Origin of the sequence: Halalkalibacter alkaliphilus (assembly GCF_023555415.1) — a bacterium.
Taxonomy (GTDB): Bacteria; Bacillota; Bacilli; order Bacillales; family Bacillaceae_D; genus Halalkalibacter; species Halalkalibacter alkaliphilus.
In genome coordinates this window covers 145,261-162,501 of sequence record NZ_JAKRYL010000012.1, presented here as the reverse complement: position 1 = coordinate 162,501, position 17,241 = coordinate 145,261, and the positions used below count along the sequence as shown (strand labels likewise).

Here is a 17,241-nt window from a genome sequence, read left to right as displayed (position 1 = left end):
TGAGCCAACTCCAGAACCTAGTCCTGAGCCAACTCCAGAACCTAGTCCTGAGCCGTCTCCAGAACCTAGTCCTGAGCCAACTCCAGAACCTAGTCCTGAGCCAACAACGGACTACCTTGAACTAAACAAACCTTATGTCTCACCAGACAATCAAATGACTGTCACGGTGACTCATATGTCGGTTGTAGAACACGAGGGTTACAATGAATATACAATTACTTATACAGAAGAGAATAAAACGAGTGATTTGGTAATCGATCAAGGGTCGTTTAAAATTTACTATGATGATAGTTCTTCAGAGCCACAATATGGCTTCTTTAATCGATTATATCCGGGACAAAGTGCTAGCCGTACTTACACATTTACAGCTTTAAAGTCTAAGACTCCTTTACTTGTTGAATATGGTGAAGATGTATTCTTTAAGACAAGTCCATCTGAAAACACATTAAAGTGGGGATTCTAATTATCACTTTTTACCAGCTTAAGTACAGTGAGAAAAAACACGAAGAGACAAAATCGTAACGTTTGTCTCTTCTTTATTATCACATCATTTCCCATTAAAAATTAATTAAATTAAATGTAAAACTGTTTAAGCAAGAACCAGGATTATGGGGACGGTTCATTCTCCCGTCTCATTTCGAGGGAATGTGATAGGTCCCTCGTCCTTTTTTAAGTAGGGATAGGATGTGGATATTTAAACATTAGCACCAAGAATCCCCTCTTCCTCCTGTGTATACCTCGCAAAAGGTGGATAATAGTTTATTTTTAAGAAGCTAGGTTTTTACTTATTCCACAATCAAGAATACTAGGGACTGGTTTGAACATAGTATACGTTTGGGGCATTCAACTTCATCCCGGATTCACACCAAAGTTTCAATCGCTGGGTTAAAATTCACACTCCCCTCTTCGCCTCACAATACAACCTCCTCCTCTCCTCCAAGGTTCCTACGTAATACTTAAGGATGTCTTCTACCTTCATAAAACGCAGTTTTATTGCTTCTGGGTACATATACAAATAAGTAACTACTCCTACTCCATGGATAATGCTCTGTCCGTTTCACCATTTTGGCCTCTACCTTGTTCTGATGGATGTAAAGACTGATTTCAATCATTCCATTCTTATCCTCAATGATCGGTCATAAAAGCGTTTTTCGAAACATGTCCGGTTAAGCGATAACGAGTATTGTAGTATGGCATATCGTTTGTTGATGAGCGCCATCAGTTTGGAGAGAGTTGCTTCTTCGGAGCGAAGTTTAGATGGTAGTGATTGTTCATTAAGCAGTAGGAAGCAAGTTCAAAGGGATCTTTTGATGGAGCTGATGAAGGATATGGAGGAAAGCGTGAAAGTCAGTTGCTGAGCCGAACAGATTAATTGATCAATAGATAATACATTGTAGGTTCATAAGATTTGGTTATAGCAAAACTTTACAACTCAAAAAAGCAGAATGAGCTTAACCTTCATTCTGCTTATATATTATTAAGAAAATTATTAAGAAACTGGCTTCTTTACCAAATTAATAATAGTATCTACAACTTCTGGAATAGTGAATGATGTTGTATCCACTTCAGTTGCTCCTACCGCCTTACAAAGAGGAGCAACCTCCCTAGTTGAATCTAATTTATCTCGTTTAGCAATCTCTTTTTTTAACTCATCCAGATTAGAAGGAAGGCCTTTTTTAACTTGTTCTTCATGACGACGCTGTGCACGTACATCGACCGACGCATTCAAGAAGATTTTCACCTCTGCATCTGGTAAAACATGTGTTCCAATATCTCTTCCATCTAGAATGGCATTACCTTCACTTGCTAGCATTCGCTGGCGTTCAACCATTTCTAACCTTACAGCTTCGTGACTTGCAACAACAGGAACATGTTTATTTACTTCAGCGGTTCGAATCTCATTAGACACATCTCGATCATTTAATAGTACCTTCGTTCCACTATTCTCGTTAACTAGCTTAATTGTTAGCTGATCAAGAAGGTGCTTTAACGCGTCCCCATCATTAACATTAACGTTATTTTCTAGTGCTGCGTATGCCAGTGTTCGATACATAGCTCCAGTATCGATATATAATAATGAAAGTTGATCTGCTACCATTTTCGCAACTGTACTTTTTCCAGCTCCAGCAGGACCATCTATTGCTACATTTATTTTATTTATCATATTAGACACCTCATTATTTTAATAAACAAACAAAGTTTATCTTAACACAACCCAAAAGGACATTATAGAGTAAAATGAGTTATTAAATCAACTTAAAATATTGAAGATTCAGGTTCCAAAACCATCTTTCCTTAAATAGGAATTTTCATTATAATGATTAATGCTAACTTTTTATGCCTTTGACGTGAGTTTAAATATGGTTCTTCAAAGAAGTATGCCAATAAAAAAATAAACCAGTACGTTTGCCCTATATAGAACGTAATGGTCTTCCATGTTTATTATCACTTTATTTCTTTATACTAAACATAAAGCATTAAGGCAGATTAAACAATCCAAGAATTACGCATGTAACTATATTTTTGAAAGGTGAGGCTATTAGTATGGATTTACATAGTACACCCAAAACAACTATTGTTATTTTTGGGGCAACAGGAGATTTAGCTAAGAGAAAGCTATTTCCGTCAATTTTTAACCTTTACCAAGCAGGAAAACTTTCAGAAGAGTTTGCAGTGGTTGGTTTGGCAAGGAGAGAATGGTCTAACTTTACATTACGGGAAGTAGTAAATGAGTCCATTAGCTCGGCTAATGATGATTTAATCGAAAAATTTTGTAAACATTTTTATTATTTACCTTTTGATGTGACAAGGAATGATTCTTATATTAATTTAGATAAATTACTAAAAGAAGTAGAAGATGTCTATGGAATACCTGGAAATCGAATCTTTTATATGTCTACTTCACCAGAATTTTTCGGAACAATTGCTTCAAATTTAAAAGCCCATCAACTAACTGAGACAAAGGGTTGGACAAGACTTATTATCGAAAAGCCTTTTGGAAGAGATGCTGCTTCTGCAGAACAATTAAACAATGAGATTAGCCAAGCTTTTTCGGAGGATGAAATTTATCGAATCGACCACTATCTTGGAAAAGATATGGTTCAAAATATTGAGGTTATAAGGTTTGCTAATTCAATATTTGAACCTCTTTGGAACAATCATTACATATCTAATGTACAAATTACTTTAAGTGAAACTTTAGGTGTTGAAGACCGTGGCGGCTACTACGACACATCTGGTGCAATGAGAGATATGGTCCAGAACCACGTATTACAACTTGTATCACTTCTAGCAATGGACCCACCTATCCGATTAACACCAGAAGAAGTTAGACATGAGAAAATTAAAGTTTTGCGTGCTCTCAAGCCTGTTGCTACAGATAATGCTAGTGAATATTTTGTCAGAGGACAATATATTCCTGGAATTATGAATGATCAAGAGGTCCCTGGATACAGAAGTGAGGAAAGTGTAAGTCCTAAATCCATTACGGAAACATTTGTTGCAGGAAAACTACAAATTGAAAATCATCGGTGGACTGGAGTACCTTTTTATATCCGTACAGGAAAACGCTTGGAATCAAAGACTACAAAGGTCATTATCGAGTTCAAAAACATGCCTTTAAATCTTTACTTTAATGGTGAGAAGGATACTTCGAATCTTCTCAGTATTAACATACAACCAGTTGAAGGTATAACCCTGTTATTAAATGGGAAGAAGGAGGGAACTTCAGGTGAAGCGGTGCCTGTACAGTTAGATTATAATAATAAAAACGATGATATCTCCAGCACACCTGAAGCTTATGAGCGACTTATCTATAATTGTCTTTTAGGAGATGCCACTAATTTTGCTCACTCTGATGAGGTCCTCCTCTCTTGGAAATACGTCGATCCAATTCTCAAAGCTTGGCAAAGCGACAAGGTTGAGATTGCCGAATATGAAAGTGGAACAATGGGGCCGAAAGCTTCTGATGACCTTTTGGCTAAAGACGGGAACCATTGGTGGCCTGTTAACTAAGTTCTTTCAAATTCTAAAAAGAAGGGTCTAAGAAAAACTCTTAAGACCCTTCTTTTTTATTATTTCATCCACTCAGTATGGAATGTTCCTTCTTTATCAATTCGTTGATAAGTATGTGCACCAAAGTAATCTCTTTGCGCTTGGAGGAGATTTGCAGGTAACGTTTCTGAACGATAACTATCATAATACGCAATTGCAGCTGAAAGGGCTGGGACAGGGATTCCAGATTTTACAGCTAATGCAATAACATCTCTTAATGCTTGCTGGTAACGGTCCGCTATATCTTTGAAGTATTCATCCAATAAAAGATTTTCCAGCTGAGGATTACGCTTATAAGCTTCATTTATATTTTGTAGGAACCGAGCTCTGATAATACAACCACCTCTGAAAATCATGGCAATTTTCCCGTATTGCAAATTCCAACCATTCTCATCTGATGCTGCTTTTAACTGAGCAAACTCTTGAGCATAAGAACATATTTTACTGAAATAAAGTGCTTTTCTAATCGATTCGATCATCTCTTCTCGATCCTCGGTTAAAACATCTTTATTCGGTCCTGAAAGAATTTTACTAGCCTGCACCCGCTCCTCTTTCATAGCCGAAAGAAAACGAGAAAACACCGATTCAGTAATAATTGAAAGAGGAACACCTAGCTCTAGTGAATTTTGACTAGTCCATTTCCCCGTCCCTTTTTGACCCGCAGTATCAAGAATAAGATCTACCAACGGCACCCCTTTTTCAGGGTCTATTTTTGTAAAAATGTCTGCTGTAATTTCCATCAGGTAACTATCTAATTCACCATTATTCCACTTAGCAAATACTTCATGTAAATCTTGAGCATTTAAGCCTAGGGCTTGTTTCATTACAGAGTACGCTTCACAAATTAACTGCATATCTCCATATTCAATTCCATTATGGACCATTTTCACATAATGACCCGCACCATTAGGACCAATATAAGTACAACAAGGGTCACCTTCGACTTTAGCCGAAATATCTTCTAGCATTGGTCTCACTAGTTCATATACTTCCTCTTGTCCCCCTGGCATAATAGAAGGTCCCTTTAAAGCACCTTCTTCACCACCAGAAACACCAGCACCAATGAAGTGAATTCCTTTTTCAGCTAATTGTTTATTACGTCTTACTGTATCAACATAATACGTGTTACCACCGTCAATTAATATGTCATTTTCAGACAGATAAGGAACTAATGATTCAATAGCCTTATCAGTTATCTCTCCAGCCGGTACCATTAATAGTATTTTTCGAGGTGTTTCTAGTGATTTAATAAACTCCTCAACACTATAAGTACCTAGCAAATTTTTACCTTTGTTGGAATTGGTGATATCCTGATACTCGCTCTTTGGAGATATCATAAATGGAAACTGAGTAGCCCTTACTTTCAAAGTTTAATGCTAGGCTCGTTCCCATTACACCAGTTCCTACTACACCTATGTTTTGTTTTGACACTAATTACATTCCTTTCTAATAACCAATAACTTAAATCATTAATTAATATAAACTATTTCTTGAAAAATGAAAGAACTTTTTTATTTTATCTCCTGGTCTTTTCTAGATATTTTATAGAATTTTATTGGCGCATCTATATATCCATAAGATAAGAGATTTATGTAAGGGTATCTATCGTTAACTGTAGCCATAACCTCCAAACGTAAAAAAAAAAACTTTATTATAGTATCTTCTAGTAATCATTTGATGTGATTCTTCATTCTATCTAGAACAAGGAGAAATCTGTTATAATGATGTTCAAAAACTTTTGATTTTAAAAAGGAGGGGTATCTTGAATCGAAGGAACTTCTTATTTAACTTTTTTCTATGGATATTTTCGTTTATCTTTGGTTATAAAATAGGAAATCTTAATAGTATTGGCAATAATGAAGTCAAAGATGATGAAGGAGAATCCGTTACAGATAAGCTTGAAGCTATTCATGATAGATTAAATGAAACTACGGATGATCTTGAACAAAGAGGAGTAAACGTTAAAAAGTTTGGTGCAAAAGGGGATGGAAAAACTGATGATACTGGCGCTATTCAAAAAGCACTAATTGCAGGAGCCGGACGAACCGTTATCTTCCCAAAAGGAAGATTTATTATTAGCAAAACGCTTATAATACCTAGCGGAACTTATATATCCGGGGAAAACACCTACGACACTTGGGATGGTGAGAATATTGGTACATCTATTATTACATCTGGGACAGGGAACCCACAAAGATGGACAGATATCGACGGAAATGACAAAAAGATATCACCCGCTTTGGTCTTAGGCGGTAACGAGATTAAAATTGAGAATCTCACTGTCGAATGTAACTCTTATCGTTGGGATGTTGCCATTTTTGTCCCATCTGTAAAACGAACATTTTTTTACAATGTTGATACGGTAGGTCCATGGAAAGTTGCCGGAATCTATCTAGATGCAACGTGGTCAGATAGGAATAAAACATTAACATCATTACACCCAAACATTTCTCCCTCAACCGGGATGAACGAATTTCACGCTGAAAGCTGTTTCTTTAGAGGATTATGGGGGGTTGTTGTTCAAGGAACTACTAGAAATCCAGAGAGATATGAAACAAACCAATGGATATGGGGATGGGGAGGGACTTCCGACTTATCTTTTGTTAATTGTCGGATGGGTTCAAATTCTCCCTCGAGTGAAAGAAGAAATGATGGCGGATGCTTTAAGCATGATGCAGCTATGAAAAATGCTGCAAAGGCCGGGCAAGGACACAACTTTATTAATTGTACTTTTCGGACTGGCAGTAAATATATGATATATTTGGATCGTTCAAATCGCGATACTTTTGTAAACTGTTATGGAGAAACAATTAGTAATTGGGAACATGGGAATGCCGTTTTTGCAGTCACTTCTCATACAGGTGAAATCGCTCGATTAAATGATAAAGTTATGGCCCCTGTTACTTTAAACGGCGAACCTTTTTGGCCGTCTTCATGGAGAACGCCATATCACCCTGATGTACAAATGGTCACACAAAGAACAAGAGGAGAACTCTATACCCCAAACTTCTCAGGGTTTGGAGAAAGCTCAGGTGAAGCGACCGAGATTATCAGTTACTTTTCTTCCGAGACAAATGCTGGCCGAATGCACTTCAAACACGGGGATTCCATATTTGCCGATATTGATAAGGGCCGCTTAAATCTTCGTGATATACCTTTGTTGCGTTTTAACAACGATTTTTCCTTCGATAAAGGAACTTCAAGAAAAATTACAATAACAGATACTGCTAACATCTCCTATCAAGAGTTTCGTCCTAATACAGATGGCACTCTAAACTTAGGGTCTTCTAACTCTCGCTGGAATACGATTTATACAGCCAATGGCATGATTAGTACATCTGATGAAAGAATGAAGCAACAAATATCAAGCATACCTGATAAATGGCTAGATGCATGGTCAGAAGTCAATTTTTGTCGCTTTAAATTTACTAATGAGGTTCAGAAAAATGGAACTAAGGCAAGCTGGCATGTTGGGGTGATAGCTCAACAAATCGTAGAAGCATTTCATCGTCACGGTTTAGATGCAATCGAAATTGGTATTGTCTGTTACGATGAATGGGAAGAAAATGTAACTGAGACATTAACTCAGGATGCAGATGGAAACACAAAAAAGGAACAAAAAATAAAAAAAGCCGGATCCATATGGTCTGTTCGCTTTGACGAGTGCCAGTTTTTAGAAATGGCTCTAAACCGTCGCGAAAACGAGAAACTTCGTTTAGAGATAGATAAGTTTAAATCTATTTAACTTATAGATATTGAAACCCCTAATTAAGATCAGATATAAAGACCTCATTGGTCCACTTTCTGATCTTTTTTTATGATCAGAATTAAATACATCGCAGTTAAAGAATTACCATCTTTAAACAAAAAACGACATATTCTACAGTTTTTCTTTCTTTACAACCAGAATTTCTTTATAATTATTTTTATAATTGATTATAAAGAGAGGTGTTTTCATCTAATGGATAAGAAATATATCTTACTACTCTTTTCTGGTATTATTGCAATATCATTAATGGGTGTGTTTACTGTCAGTGCAATACAATCCGACAGTCTAACAAAGCAGCTTCAGTTAGCAAAACAGTACTTTGAAGAACAAGATTACGAGAAGAGCATTGAGGCTTACACAAATGTATTGAAACTAGATCCTCTGAATGTAGACGCACGTCTTGGCCTTACCGAAGCCTACATAGCAATTTCAAACTATGAATTAGCTGAAACTACTCTACTTGAAGGAATTGAATTACTGCCTTCACAAGAAATTTTTCATTCTCAATTATCTCAGATTTATATAGATCAATTAGATGTTGTTTCAGCTTTACAAGTATTACACAATGGTGTCGAAGCTACAAATTCCACATCTTTAATTGATTTATATGAAAAACTACAGAGTACAATAAAAATTAAATCTAGGTTATTAGTACAACCTGGTTATTCTCGAACACTATCATTAGTTTGGGAAGTAGGCAATCAAAGTACTCCACTTAAAGCTGATTGGACTGTTATAGACGATACTATTGGTACATTGAATAAAGAATCTAATACAAGTGAAGTAGAGTTTACCGCCCTCAACCTTGGTGAAACAGCTGTTACAGCTACAATAGGCAACTATTCATTCGAGAGACATTTAGAAGTTCATGAACAAGTTTTAGAAGAGCTAGAATTTACACCTAATAACATTGATACATTAGCCGTTGGTCAATCACTATCATTACAAGTTAGTGGATACGATTTAGATGGAAATCCAATGGACTTTATTCCAGAATGGTCATTGGAAAATGAAATAGGGGAATTAAGTTCAACTGACAGTCTTCAAACAACATTAACTGCCCTTGAAGAGGGAGAAACAACTCTTACAATTCGATATAAGGACTTTCGTAGAAGTTTAGATCTTTCTATTGAAGGGGAAAACAAAATCGTAACTTATAATACTACAGGACAGGGGGATGTAGTTGTCTCACCTTTACAAGACTCTTATCCTATTGGTACTGAAATTACTATTGAAGCCCAACCGCATCCAGGATGGAAATTTACTGGGTGGGGGGACGAATATTCTAATGAGCCAAATACATTCACAGTTACAATCAATGAGAACATTAAGTTACACGCATTATTTGAACAAGAAGACTCATATTCCCTATCACTAGCTACTACAGGAGAAGGTCAAATTATAAGAAGTTCACTTAATAATACGTTTACAAGCATGGATACAGTAACATTAACAGCACGTCCTAGTGAAGGGTGGTTATTTAAAGGCTGGGATGGATCTGAAACTTCAACCAACGATCGGATTTCTGTTACTATGGATTCTAATAAGTCTATTAGAGCTGTTTTTATACAAGATGAAGACGAGCAAGAAGTCAACCCACAACAACCAGTGCAAGAAGTTAACCAACGAACAACCTATTCACTTTCGTTAAATTCAACTGAAGGTGGACAAATTACAAAAGATCAATCCGGTAATCAATTTAATAGCGGAACTAGAGTCACTCTTACAGCTGTACCTAACTCTGGGTGGAAGTTTGATCGTTGGGAAGGTAATGCTAGGGGGACATCGAGGACTGCCACGGTAACCATGGATTCTAATAAGACGGTAAAAGCGATATTCTTAAAAGTAGAAACAGCTCCAAAACCAGAACCAGAATCCAAACCAGAGACAAAACAATTCACATTAACTTCTTCTACGAGTGGAAATGGCAGCATTAATAGTGATCGAGCTGGATCAACATTTGCAGAAGGGACAACGGTATCTCTAACAGCTACCCCAGGCGAAGGTTGGGAATTTGTTCGATGGGAAGGGGACGTCTCTGGACAGAGTCCTTCTATACAGGTTACATTAAACACCAATCGAAGTGTGAGGGCTGTTTTTAATAAAAAGACAGAGGACACAACAGAAGATATTAACTAATAAAAACGCAACCAGAACACTAACCTTAGTGTTCTGGTTTTCAACCTTATAATAAACAGTACGAATAGCCTAATTTTATTTATAGCTACACTTTTATCTAGTCCATTGATTTCAAGACTTGTGTGATTACTGGATTGAAATAGATTGTCTAAATTAACTTTTCTATTGTCTCTTCAAGAGTTAACTCAGATCCAGTAACTGGGTCAACATACCTCGGATAAAGAATATATGCACCTGCAAATAACTCTTCAATCGTTAGAGTTCTATTTCTTCTTTGAGTGAATTGTCGGTCATCAGTTAATCCCCAACCAGAATAAAAAGGAGCGCCAATTGTTGTGACAGGGATTCCTCTTATTAGAGCTTCAAAACCAGAGAGCGATGTAATCGTATATACATGGTCAATTGTTTGAAAAGCATCAGCTAAACTCAAGGGCTCTTCAATTACTTTTGCAATTGAACGTACTTCCTTTGGATCAGATTGTTTTTTTCTTTTTCCAGTAAGAACATCAGGATGAGGCTTATAAATAATTTCTGCATCGGGATTCTCTTTAGCCGCAATTCGAACAAGATCATTATTTGTATATTTCTTTTCACTGCCTTTTAGAATAGATGCATCGTCTTCAACTTGTCCGATAACAAGAATGCGTTTTCTTTTCTTAGCTCCGTAAATAGATGAAATATCCTTTTTCTTCACATGGTTGTACTTGCTAACACCTAATTGATTCAATTTTTTCATACAGTCTTGAGCCTGTCTAAGCAAATCTTTATCTGTACGAAAATCATACGTATTTAAAATATCCTCTAATTCACTAGGTTGTGTTGAATCGAAGTACATGCCTTTCTTATCCAAGCAAAGAGAAAATGGCGGCGTATGCATGGCACCAAGTCCTTTGGATCGAAGAAAACCATCTTCCATTCTATATACAGGGATATTGTTCTTTTTTGCATATTGTATGATTTCCTCATCTTCAGAAAATCCCCAAATTATAAACACCTTATTTTCATATTTTTCAAGCTCAAATTTTAAATACTTAAGTTTCTTACTAAATGGTACATATTTTATAGAATACTCCGGCAGGAAATTTTTGATAAAAGGTTTTTTCCATCTTGAAAACCTAAAAAGAAACGCAACTGTTTTATTAGTTTTTCGTTTAGGTGATAAGAACCAATAAAAAACAATGATAATCGAAAATAATACTTTTATGACCTTTTTTATCTTCTGTTTAATTAGACTCCTCCCCCTTTCTTTTAATAAATTTACTTTATTTAAAATAAATCACTGATAGCGCGTTTAAATAAAGAGAAAAGCTAATAAGCTCAGCTTTCGAGTTTATTAGCTTAACCTTTAATTAATTTTCATTAAATTCTCTCTTATTTATTTTCTAAAATGTGATCTATCACATCAAAAATCGTGCCTCTTTTTCCAGTTTTTGGATTCAAATATGTGCAATATAACATATAAGAAGCAGCAAATAGTTCTTCAAGAGATCGGTTCTTTGTTCGTCTATCTAGATTCAATTCATCATGAGTTATACCCCATCCAGCATAGAAAGGCATACCAAAACAGTGAACTTCTTTTCCTAATAGTAAAGCTTCAAAGCCCATCTGAGAAGTAACCACATAAACGGCATCCATATTTTCTAATAACGATAATGGGTTGGTACCTTCCGATAAAATTATTGTGTGCTCATCTTCTTTTAAATTTTGGATATTCCCTTGTTTTTTACCTGCAATTACATCTGGGTGAACTTTAACATAAATATCTGCACCAGGGTTCTCCTGTTTAGCTTTATAAAACATATTAATAAACGATTGTTGTGAGCCTAGCCCAAGTGCTATTGACATATCACCTAACGTTTGATCTACAACTAATACTCTTTTTCTGCCATTTTGCCTAAATTCCGATGGATCCATAATTCTACCTGTATTATATTTGCTAAGGTAATTTTCTTTTATCAGCTGTATCGCCTTTTTAGCATCATCTATTAACTCTTTCGTTTCCCACCCTGTTGAATTCAGAATGTTTTCCAATCGAGAGGGCTTGGATGCATCATAATAAACCCCAACGTCGTCTAAAGAAAACGATAGTGATGGTGCACCATCAACACCTAATCCAACTGACCTTAAAAATCCATCTTCCATAGCTAAATAAGGAACTCCATGTTTTTCGGCAAACACTCTGGCATCTTTATACCCAGGCTTCAATCCCCATCCTCCAACATAGTCTAACTCTTCTATCTGGTCACCGGCTGGATCGAACACAACTTCAGCAGGAAGTAGCTTATCAAGGTTAGCCATCTTCTTCAGTCCCGGTGATACAATACCTACCTTCTTCGTTTCTAAATCCTCTTTTAAATCATAATAATGATTATTAGAAGAGCGACTAGTATCATCACCTTCAGTTTCTGACTTTTTCATAAGAGAAATATCGTATTTGCTTTCAATAGAGCCTACTTTCTCTTGGAGCAAAACAGATTCCTCTACTTCAATTTTATCCTTAGTAAATGGATTTATATATAGTGGGTACTTGATTAGAGAGACACCAACTAGCTCTTTTATAGAGAGAGTTCTACTTCTATTTTCTATTTTTTTACGGTCCTCGGTAAGTCCCCACCCTGCATAAAAAGGAGATCCGAACGTGATAACTGTTTTATCTGCAACTAACGCAACTAACGCATTGGGTGAGTCTTTTGTATACACTTTATCAACAACAGAAATAAATTCACTTATATCCGTCTGTTCTTCTACTATCGTAGCTAGCTTATTGATTGTTTCCAGCAGCTCGTCTGATTCAAAATTTTCATCACCAGCTTTGAAAATAATGTGCGCTTCTGGGTTTTCCAATTTAGCAATCCAAATCAAATCTAAACTTGAGATATTATCTCCGACACTATAATCGTTAATCACTGCATTGTTTACTCCTAAAACTAGGACAACACTACGTTTAACCCCTTCGGAATCAGTAGTAAACAATAATTCTAAATCATGATTACATGACGTATCAATATTAGACCTTAACTGAGTAATTAAATTATCTGCTCTTTCTAATAAATTGTCATTATTCGCTTCATCATATGAATTCAACAAAGCATTTAATTTTGTCTTTGTATTATTTCTATACGGCTGATCCTCTTTATCCAGGACAATTGAAAAAGGAGATAATAACTTTTTATTATACTTATTGTAATTGATCAATCCATTATCGACATAGACTTTTGAATACTCTTTTTGTAAAACAATATCAATAAGTTTTGGTGTATTATCAACACCTAAACTTTTTTCAGTGTTTTCTCCGGTCCAAATAATTGCTTTCCCTTTAGGAGTAGAATCTAATAACTTTCTAAATTTACCTAGACCTTGGTTTTTATCAATGTTTATTACTTCGTTTTCAGATAAATAATTTCTCATTAACTCTTGTTTCTCACTGTCAAAACCTAATAAGAATACTTCATCTTTTATCGAGTCTGGATTAGAATCTTCTGTGCTTTTTGCTTTCCTATTAACCAATTGAGATATCGATATTAGATTGACTAGCTCTTCAATTTCAATTTCTTCATGTTTAAATGGATGAATATACTTTGAATTCAATAAGCAGTAAGAAGCGAAGAGAGCTTCTTTTGTCAATGTCAGATTCCTATTCTCAATACTTACCCTATCCTCAGTTAGCCCCCATCCTGCATAGAACGGTGTTCCAAATGTGACTACTTTGATATCATTCAAGATTGCTTTAAACCCAATTAGTGAAGAGAATGTATATACTTTATTCACTCTCTGTATCACTTGGTTGATTGATTTAGCATCTTCGATCATATAGGCGTTTTGCGAAATGGTATTATATTGAGATGGGTTATCTGAACTCTGGTTAAAGTAAGGAAGATATAAAATATCAGAATCCGGATTCTCGTACTTTGCCAACATTACTAAATCCAGAGTGTTCATATCCTTTACTTGTTGGTTATTTAATAACTTAACGAATTCTTGTTCTCCTACTACAAGAACCTTTTTTCTATTTTGTTTTTCTGACAACTCATTTTCTGACTTTTTTACTTCTAATTCCTTTAATTGACTTATAACTGAACGAGATCTTTCAAGCAGCTTCGTGTCATTAATGTTTTTACTGTCATTCAGCATTTGAATTAAACGATCGTCCTCTTGCTTAAAATCTCTTATTTCTAAAGAGACATTACTTGGAATTAAACTTGAAAAATCAACCGGTCTGATATATCCTTCTTTGACGATCTTCACAGGTACATCATGTTCCGCCGCAAAATTTAGAATAGCTCTATTTCTTCCACGTTCCGTAATAAAGTAAGATATATTGTTGGAACGCAAAGTACGAATCAACATATTTTTTGTAATCTTTTTTGTGTTTAAAGATTCAAACTTATATTGGTCATTATAAAGCAGTTCCAAATTTTTCTTTTGTTCTTCACTTACTCCGAAAAGGTAAGCAATTTCAATATCATTACTATTTTTAGGGCCATTTTTTATATAATAATTTCGCATGCGATTATAATTTTTGTTTCCAAGAACATTCCGTAAAAGCTTAAACACCTTTTTCTTCACTACTATTCCTCCGCAGCCAGTTTATTTTTCTTTTCTTCCCTATTGATAATCTCTTTTTCATAGTATTCAATAGCTGATTCTGTATCACCTAAGTAAACAAGTTCCCCTTTGTCTAAAACAACAGCTTTTTTACATATTTGTCTCACCAATTCAGTACTATGAGAAACAAATATAATCGTTTTTCCTTTTAGATATTTCTTAATAGCCTTTGTTGCTTTTTTTCTGAACTTTTTATCACCGACAGCTAGTACCTCATCAAGTAAAACAATATCTGATTGAACATAAATTGCGATTGAGAAGCCTAATCTCACTTTCATCCCTGAAGAGTATTGTTTAATAGGTTTATCTATATGATCTCTAAGCTCGGCAAACTCAATAATGTCATCAACAATGCTATCTATTTCTTTTTCCTTTAACCCTAAGACAACACCATTCATATAGATATTCTCTCTACCTGTCAGTTCCTTATGAAACCCGGCTCCTAATTCAATTAATCCACCTATTTTCCCATGTGCTTTAACTGTCCCCGTTGAAGGTGCTGTAACACCTAGAATTACTTTTAATAACGTACTTTTCCCAGAACCGTTATCACCTAGTATAGCTACAGAATCTCCTTCGTTCACATCAAAGGATATATTTTTTAGTGACCAGTACCCCTCACTATTTTTATTATTTTGTAAAAGACGGTCTTTCAATGCTAATACTTTTGCAGCTTGTTTTGGATACATTTTCCCTACGTTATCTACCCTTAATATACAGTTACTCATTAGTACCACTCTTTCTTAAACGACATCCGCAAAATTCTTTTCTAGTTTCATGAACGTTACCCAACCAATAATAAGTACTATTACACTAAATACAAGTGAATACAACAACATTGACCAATCTGGAGGCTGGTTATGCAATATAGTCTGTCTATAGCCATCAAATATTCCTGTTAAAGGATTTAATACAAGGTACGGCTGATACTGTATAGGTACAGCATGAAAAGAGTACATAATTGGCGAGAGGTACCGTGTCATCCTTAGTGCTAGCGGTGCAATTAAACCAAAATCGCGAACATATGCATTTGTAGCAGACAAAAAAAACATTAGTCCTAACATTAAGGTCATTTGTATAAGTAAGATTGGAATAGCATAAAAAGCATATATCCCAGGAACCATTTTATAGAAAAGCAAAACAATAACAAGCCCAATAAGAGCAAAACTAAAATTAACTGTCTCTGATAAAAATTTTATAATAACTAATGTTGGGCGAAAGAAATTCCGCTGTCTTATTAGTCCTGCATAATGATTAATAATACTAGTAGATGAGTTAACAGTCGTATTAAAATACATAAAAGGCAATAAAGCAACAAATAAAAAGGGAGCATACGGTAAGCCTTCACTTGGCAATCTAACGAATAATGAGAACACAATTGTCATAACAATCATTAGACCAAGAGGTTGGGCAATAATCCATAACTTACCTAACAACGATTGTTTATACTTAGCAATTATCTCTCTTTTGGAAAGAGTTATGATAAAATCTTTGTTCTCCCATATTTCTACTAATGATCTCACAATTAAACATCACCTTATGACTGATTTGCAAAATTTCTAGAGCTTGAAATTTAGCTTATTAACATTTCTAAATTATAATACACGAATAATTAAATTCATAAAAGAAAGCACTAGTTTTGAGTTAAACATGATCTCAGCTAGTGCTTTCTATAATTTATAATAAGAGAGTAGATTTAAATTTTTCTTTAAACGTCTCAAGCTCAACTTGTTCAATTTCATTTTCGTTCAGAGCTTTCTGTTGTGTAGCTTGTTCAATAAGTGGAATACCTCTAACGAATGTGGTATTCCCTCTGGGAATAAGGTGAAAATGAATATGGCGCACTGCTTCACTTATTGTTACACTATAGAGTCTATCTAAATGAATTAATTCTTTTAATGATAGCTCTATTTTTTTAATAAGCGGCCCTAATTCAACTAATTCAGTCTCAGAAAAGTCCGACCAATTTTCAACATGGCGCTTTGGCTCTAAGTAAACATAACCTAACAGTTGGGAACCAAGTGGTCCATGTGTAATCACCCAATTTTCATTTTCAAAAAGGACATCTTTCTTCTTCTCATGTTTTTCACAAATTGGGCATTGACTCACATCAACCACTCCTTCACTTAAAATATTACTATTGTTATTGTGTAATTGTTACCTTACCATCAAGATAATCAAACAACAAACTGTTGTAATCATACTGTTCAGATAGTAAACAATCAAGAATTTCTCGAACAGCACCCTCTCCACCGTTGGCACTAGCTATATATTTGACATTTTCCTTCACTGGAGTAACCGCGTTGGCCGGAGCTGCTGGATAGCCAACTACCTGCAAAATTGGTAAATCATTTATATCATCACCAATATAACAAACTTCATCCATTGTAATACCAACATCTTTGATAATTTCATCTAAAACTGTCAGTTTATCATGAATTCCCTGGTAAACATAATCTATTTTTAGTTCATTTGCTCGTTTCTCTACAGCAGGAGATTTGCGTCCAGTAATGATAGCGACCTTCATACCCGTGTAACGAACTAAACTGATCCCCATACCATCCTGAGCATGAAAAGCTTTGTACTCTTCACCATCTGAACCAATAAATAATCTACCGTCAGTTAAAACTCCATCTACGTCCAATACTAGTAATTTAATTTTCTTCATATCTATC

At 35.2% G+C, this 17,241-nt stretch carries 11 protein-coding genes and 1 pseudogene; 4 read left to right on the top strand and 8 right to left on the bottom strand.

Annotated elements, in window-relative coordinates:
- Positions 1 to 463, top strand: a 463-nt coding sequence (locus MF646_RS13030) for a hypothetical protein (RefSeq protein WP_250096942.1), incomplete at its 5' end; no start/stop codon positions are given.
- Between the two features lie 1,026 nt (positions 464 to 1,489).
- Here the strand turns inward: MF646_RS13030 and cmk are convergent.
- A complete protein-coding gene (gene cmk / locus MF646_RS13025) occupies positions 1,490 to 2,164 on the bottom strand; it encodes a (d)CMP kinase (protein ID WP_250096941.1) in 675 nt (224 codons plus the stop codon).
- Positions 2,165 to 2,544: 380 nt separating this feature from the next.
- On the opposite strand from cmk, the gene zwf reads away from it, so the two are divergent.
- Positions 2,545 to 4,014 carry a glucose-6-phosphate dehydrogenase gene (gene zwf / locus MF646_RS13020; RefSeq protein WP_250096940.1) on the top strand — a complete coding sequence of 490 codons (1,470 nt, stop codon included), beginning with the start codon at positions 2,545 to 2,547 and terminating at the stop codon, positions 4,012 to 4,014.
- A gap of 59 nt (positions 4,015 to 4,073) precedes the next feature.
- Here the strand turns inward: zwf and gndA are convergent.
- Positions 4,074 to 5,484 (bottom strand): annotated as a pseudogene (gene gndA, locus MF646_RS13015) (NADP-dependent phosphogluconate dehydrogenase).
- Between the two features lie 331 nt (positions 5,485 to 5,815).
- Between gndA and MF646_RS13010 the strand changes: the two are divergent.
- Together MF646_RS13010 and MF646_RS13005 are read left to right on the top strand one after the other, a co-directional pair.
- Positions 5,816 to 7,798: a tail fiber domain-containing protein gene (locus tag MF646_RS13010; protein ID WP_250096939.1), complete on the top strand. Its 1,983-nt coding sequence runs from the start codon at positions 5,816 to 5,818 to the stop codon at positions 7,796 to 7,798.
- 216 nt (positions 7,799 to 8,014) lie between these two features.
- Positions 8,015 to 9,961, top strand: a complete 1,947-nt coding sequence (locus MF646_RS13005) for an InlB B-repeat-containing protein (protein ID WP_250096938.1) — start codon at positions 8,015 to 8,017, stop codon at positions 9,959 to 9,961.
- 148 nt (positions 9,962 to 10,109) lie between these two features.
- Here the strand turns inward: MF646_RS13005 and MF646_RS13000 are convergent, their stop codons facing one another.
- From MF646_RS13000 to MF646_RS12975, 6 genes are all read right to left on the bottom strand, one after another.
- Complete coding sequence (locus tag MF646_RS13000; protein ID WP_250096937.1) at positions 10,110 to 10,955, bottom strand: capsular polysaccharide export protein, LipB/KpsS family; 846 nt, start codon at positions 10,953 to 10,955, stop codon at positions 10,110 to 10,112.
- 377 nt (positions 10,956 to 11,332) lie between these two features.
- Positions 11,333 to 14,527: a capsular polysaccharide export protein, LipB/KpsS family gene (locus MF646_RS12995; protein ID WP_250096936.1), complete on the bottom strand. Its 3,195-nt coding sequence runs from the start codon at positions 14,525 to 14,527 to the stop codon at positions 11,333 to 11,335.
- Positions 14,528 to 14,529: 2 nt separating this feature from the next.
- A complete protein-coding gene (locus tag MF646_RS12990) occupies positions 14,530 to 15,294 on the bottom strand; it encodes an ABC transporter ATP-binding protein (protein ID WP_250096935.1) in 765 nt (254 codons plus the stop codon).
- 15 nt (positions 15,295 to 15,309) lie between these two features.
- Complete coding sequence (locus MF646_RS12985; protein ID WP_250096934.1) at positions 15,310 to 16,089, bottom strand: ABC transporter permease; 780 nt, start codon at positions 16,087 to 16,089, stop codon at positions 15,310 to 15,312.
- Positions 16,090 to 16,243: 154 nt separating this feature from the next.
- Complete coding sequence (locus MF646_RS12980; RefSeq protein WP_250096933.1) at positions 16,244 to 16,675, bottom strand: HIT family protein; 432 nt, start codon at positions 16,673 to 16,675, stop codon at positions 16,244 to 16,246.
- 34 nt (positions 16,676 to 16,709) lie between these two features.
- A complete protein-coding gene (locus MF646_RS12975) occupies positions 16,710 to 17,234 on the bottom strand; it encodes a KdsC family phosphatase (protein WP_250096932.1) in 525 nt (174 codons plus the stop codon).
- Between the last annotated feature and the right edge of the window lie 7 nt (positions 17,235 to 17,241).

What these genes read in the sequence shown, in the direction of transcription:
- cmk (WP_250096941.1), bottom strand. Translation starts at nt 2,164, where the DNA reads ATGATAAATAAAATAAATGTAGCAATAGATGGTCCTGCTGGAGCTGGA.
- zwf (WP_250096940.1), top strand. Translation starts at nt 2,545, where the DNA reads ATGGATTTACATAGTACACCCAAAACAACTATTGTTATTTTTGGGGCA.
- MF646_RS13005 (WP_250096938.1), top strand. Translation starts at nt 8,015, where the DNA reads ATGGATAAGAAATATATCTTACTACTCTTTTCTGGTATTATTGCAATA.
- MF646_RS12990 (WP_250096935.1), bottom strand. Translation starts at nt 15,294, where the DNA reads ATGAGTAACTGTATATTAAGGGTAGATAACGTAGGGAAAATGTATCCA.
- MF646_RS12975 (WP_250096932.1), bottom strand. Translation starts at nt 17,234, where the DNA reads ATGAAGAAAATTAAATTACTAGTATTGGACGTAGATGGAGTTTTAACT.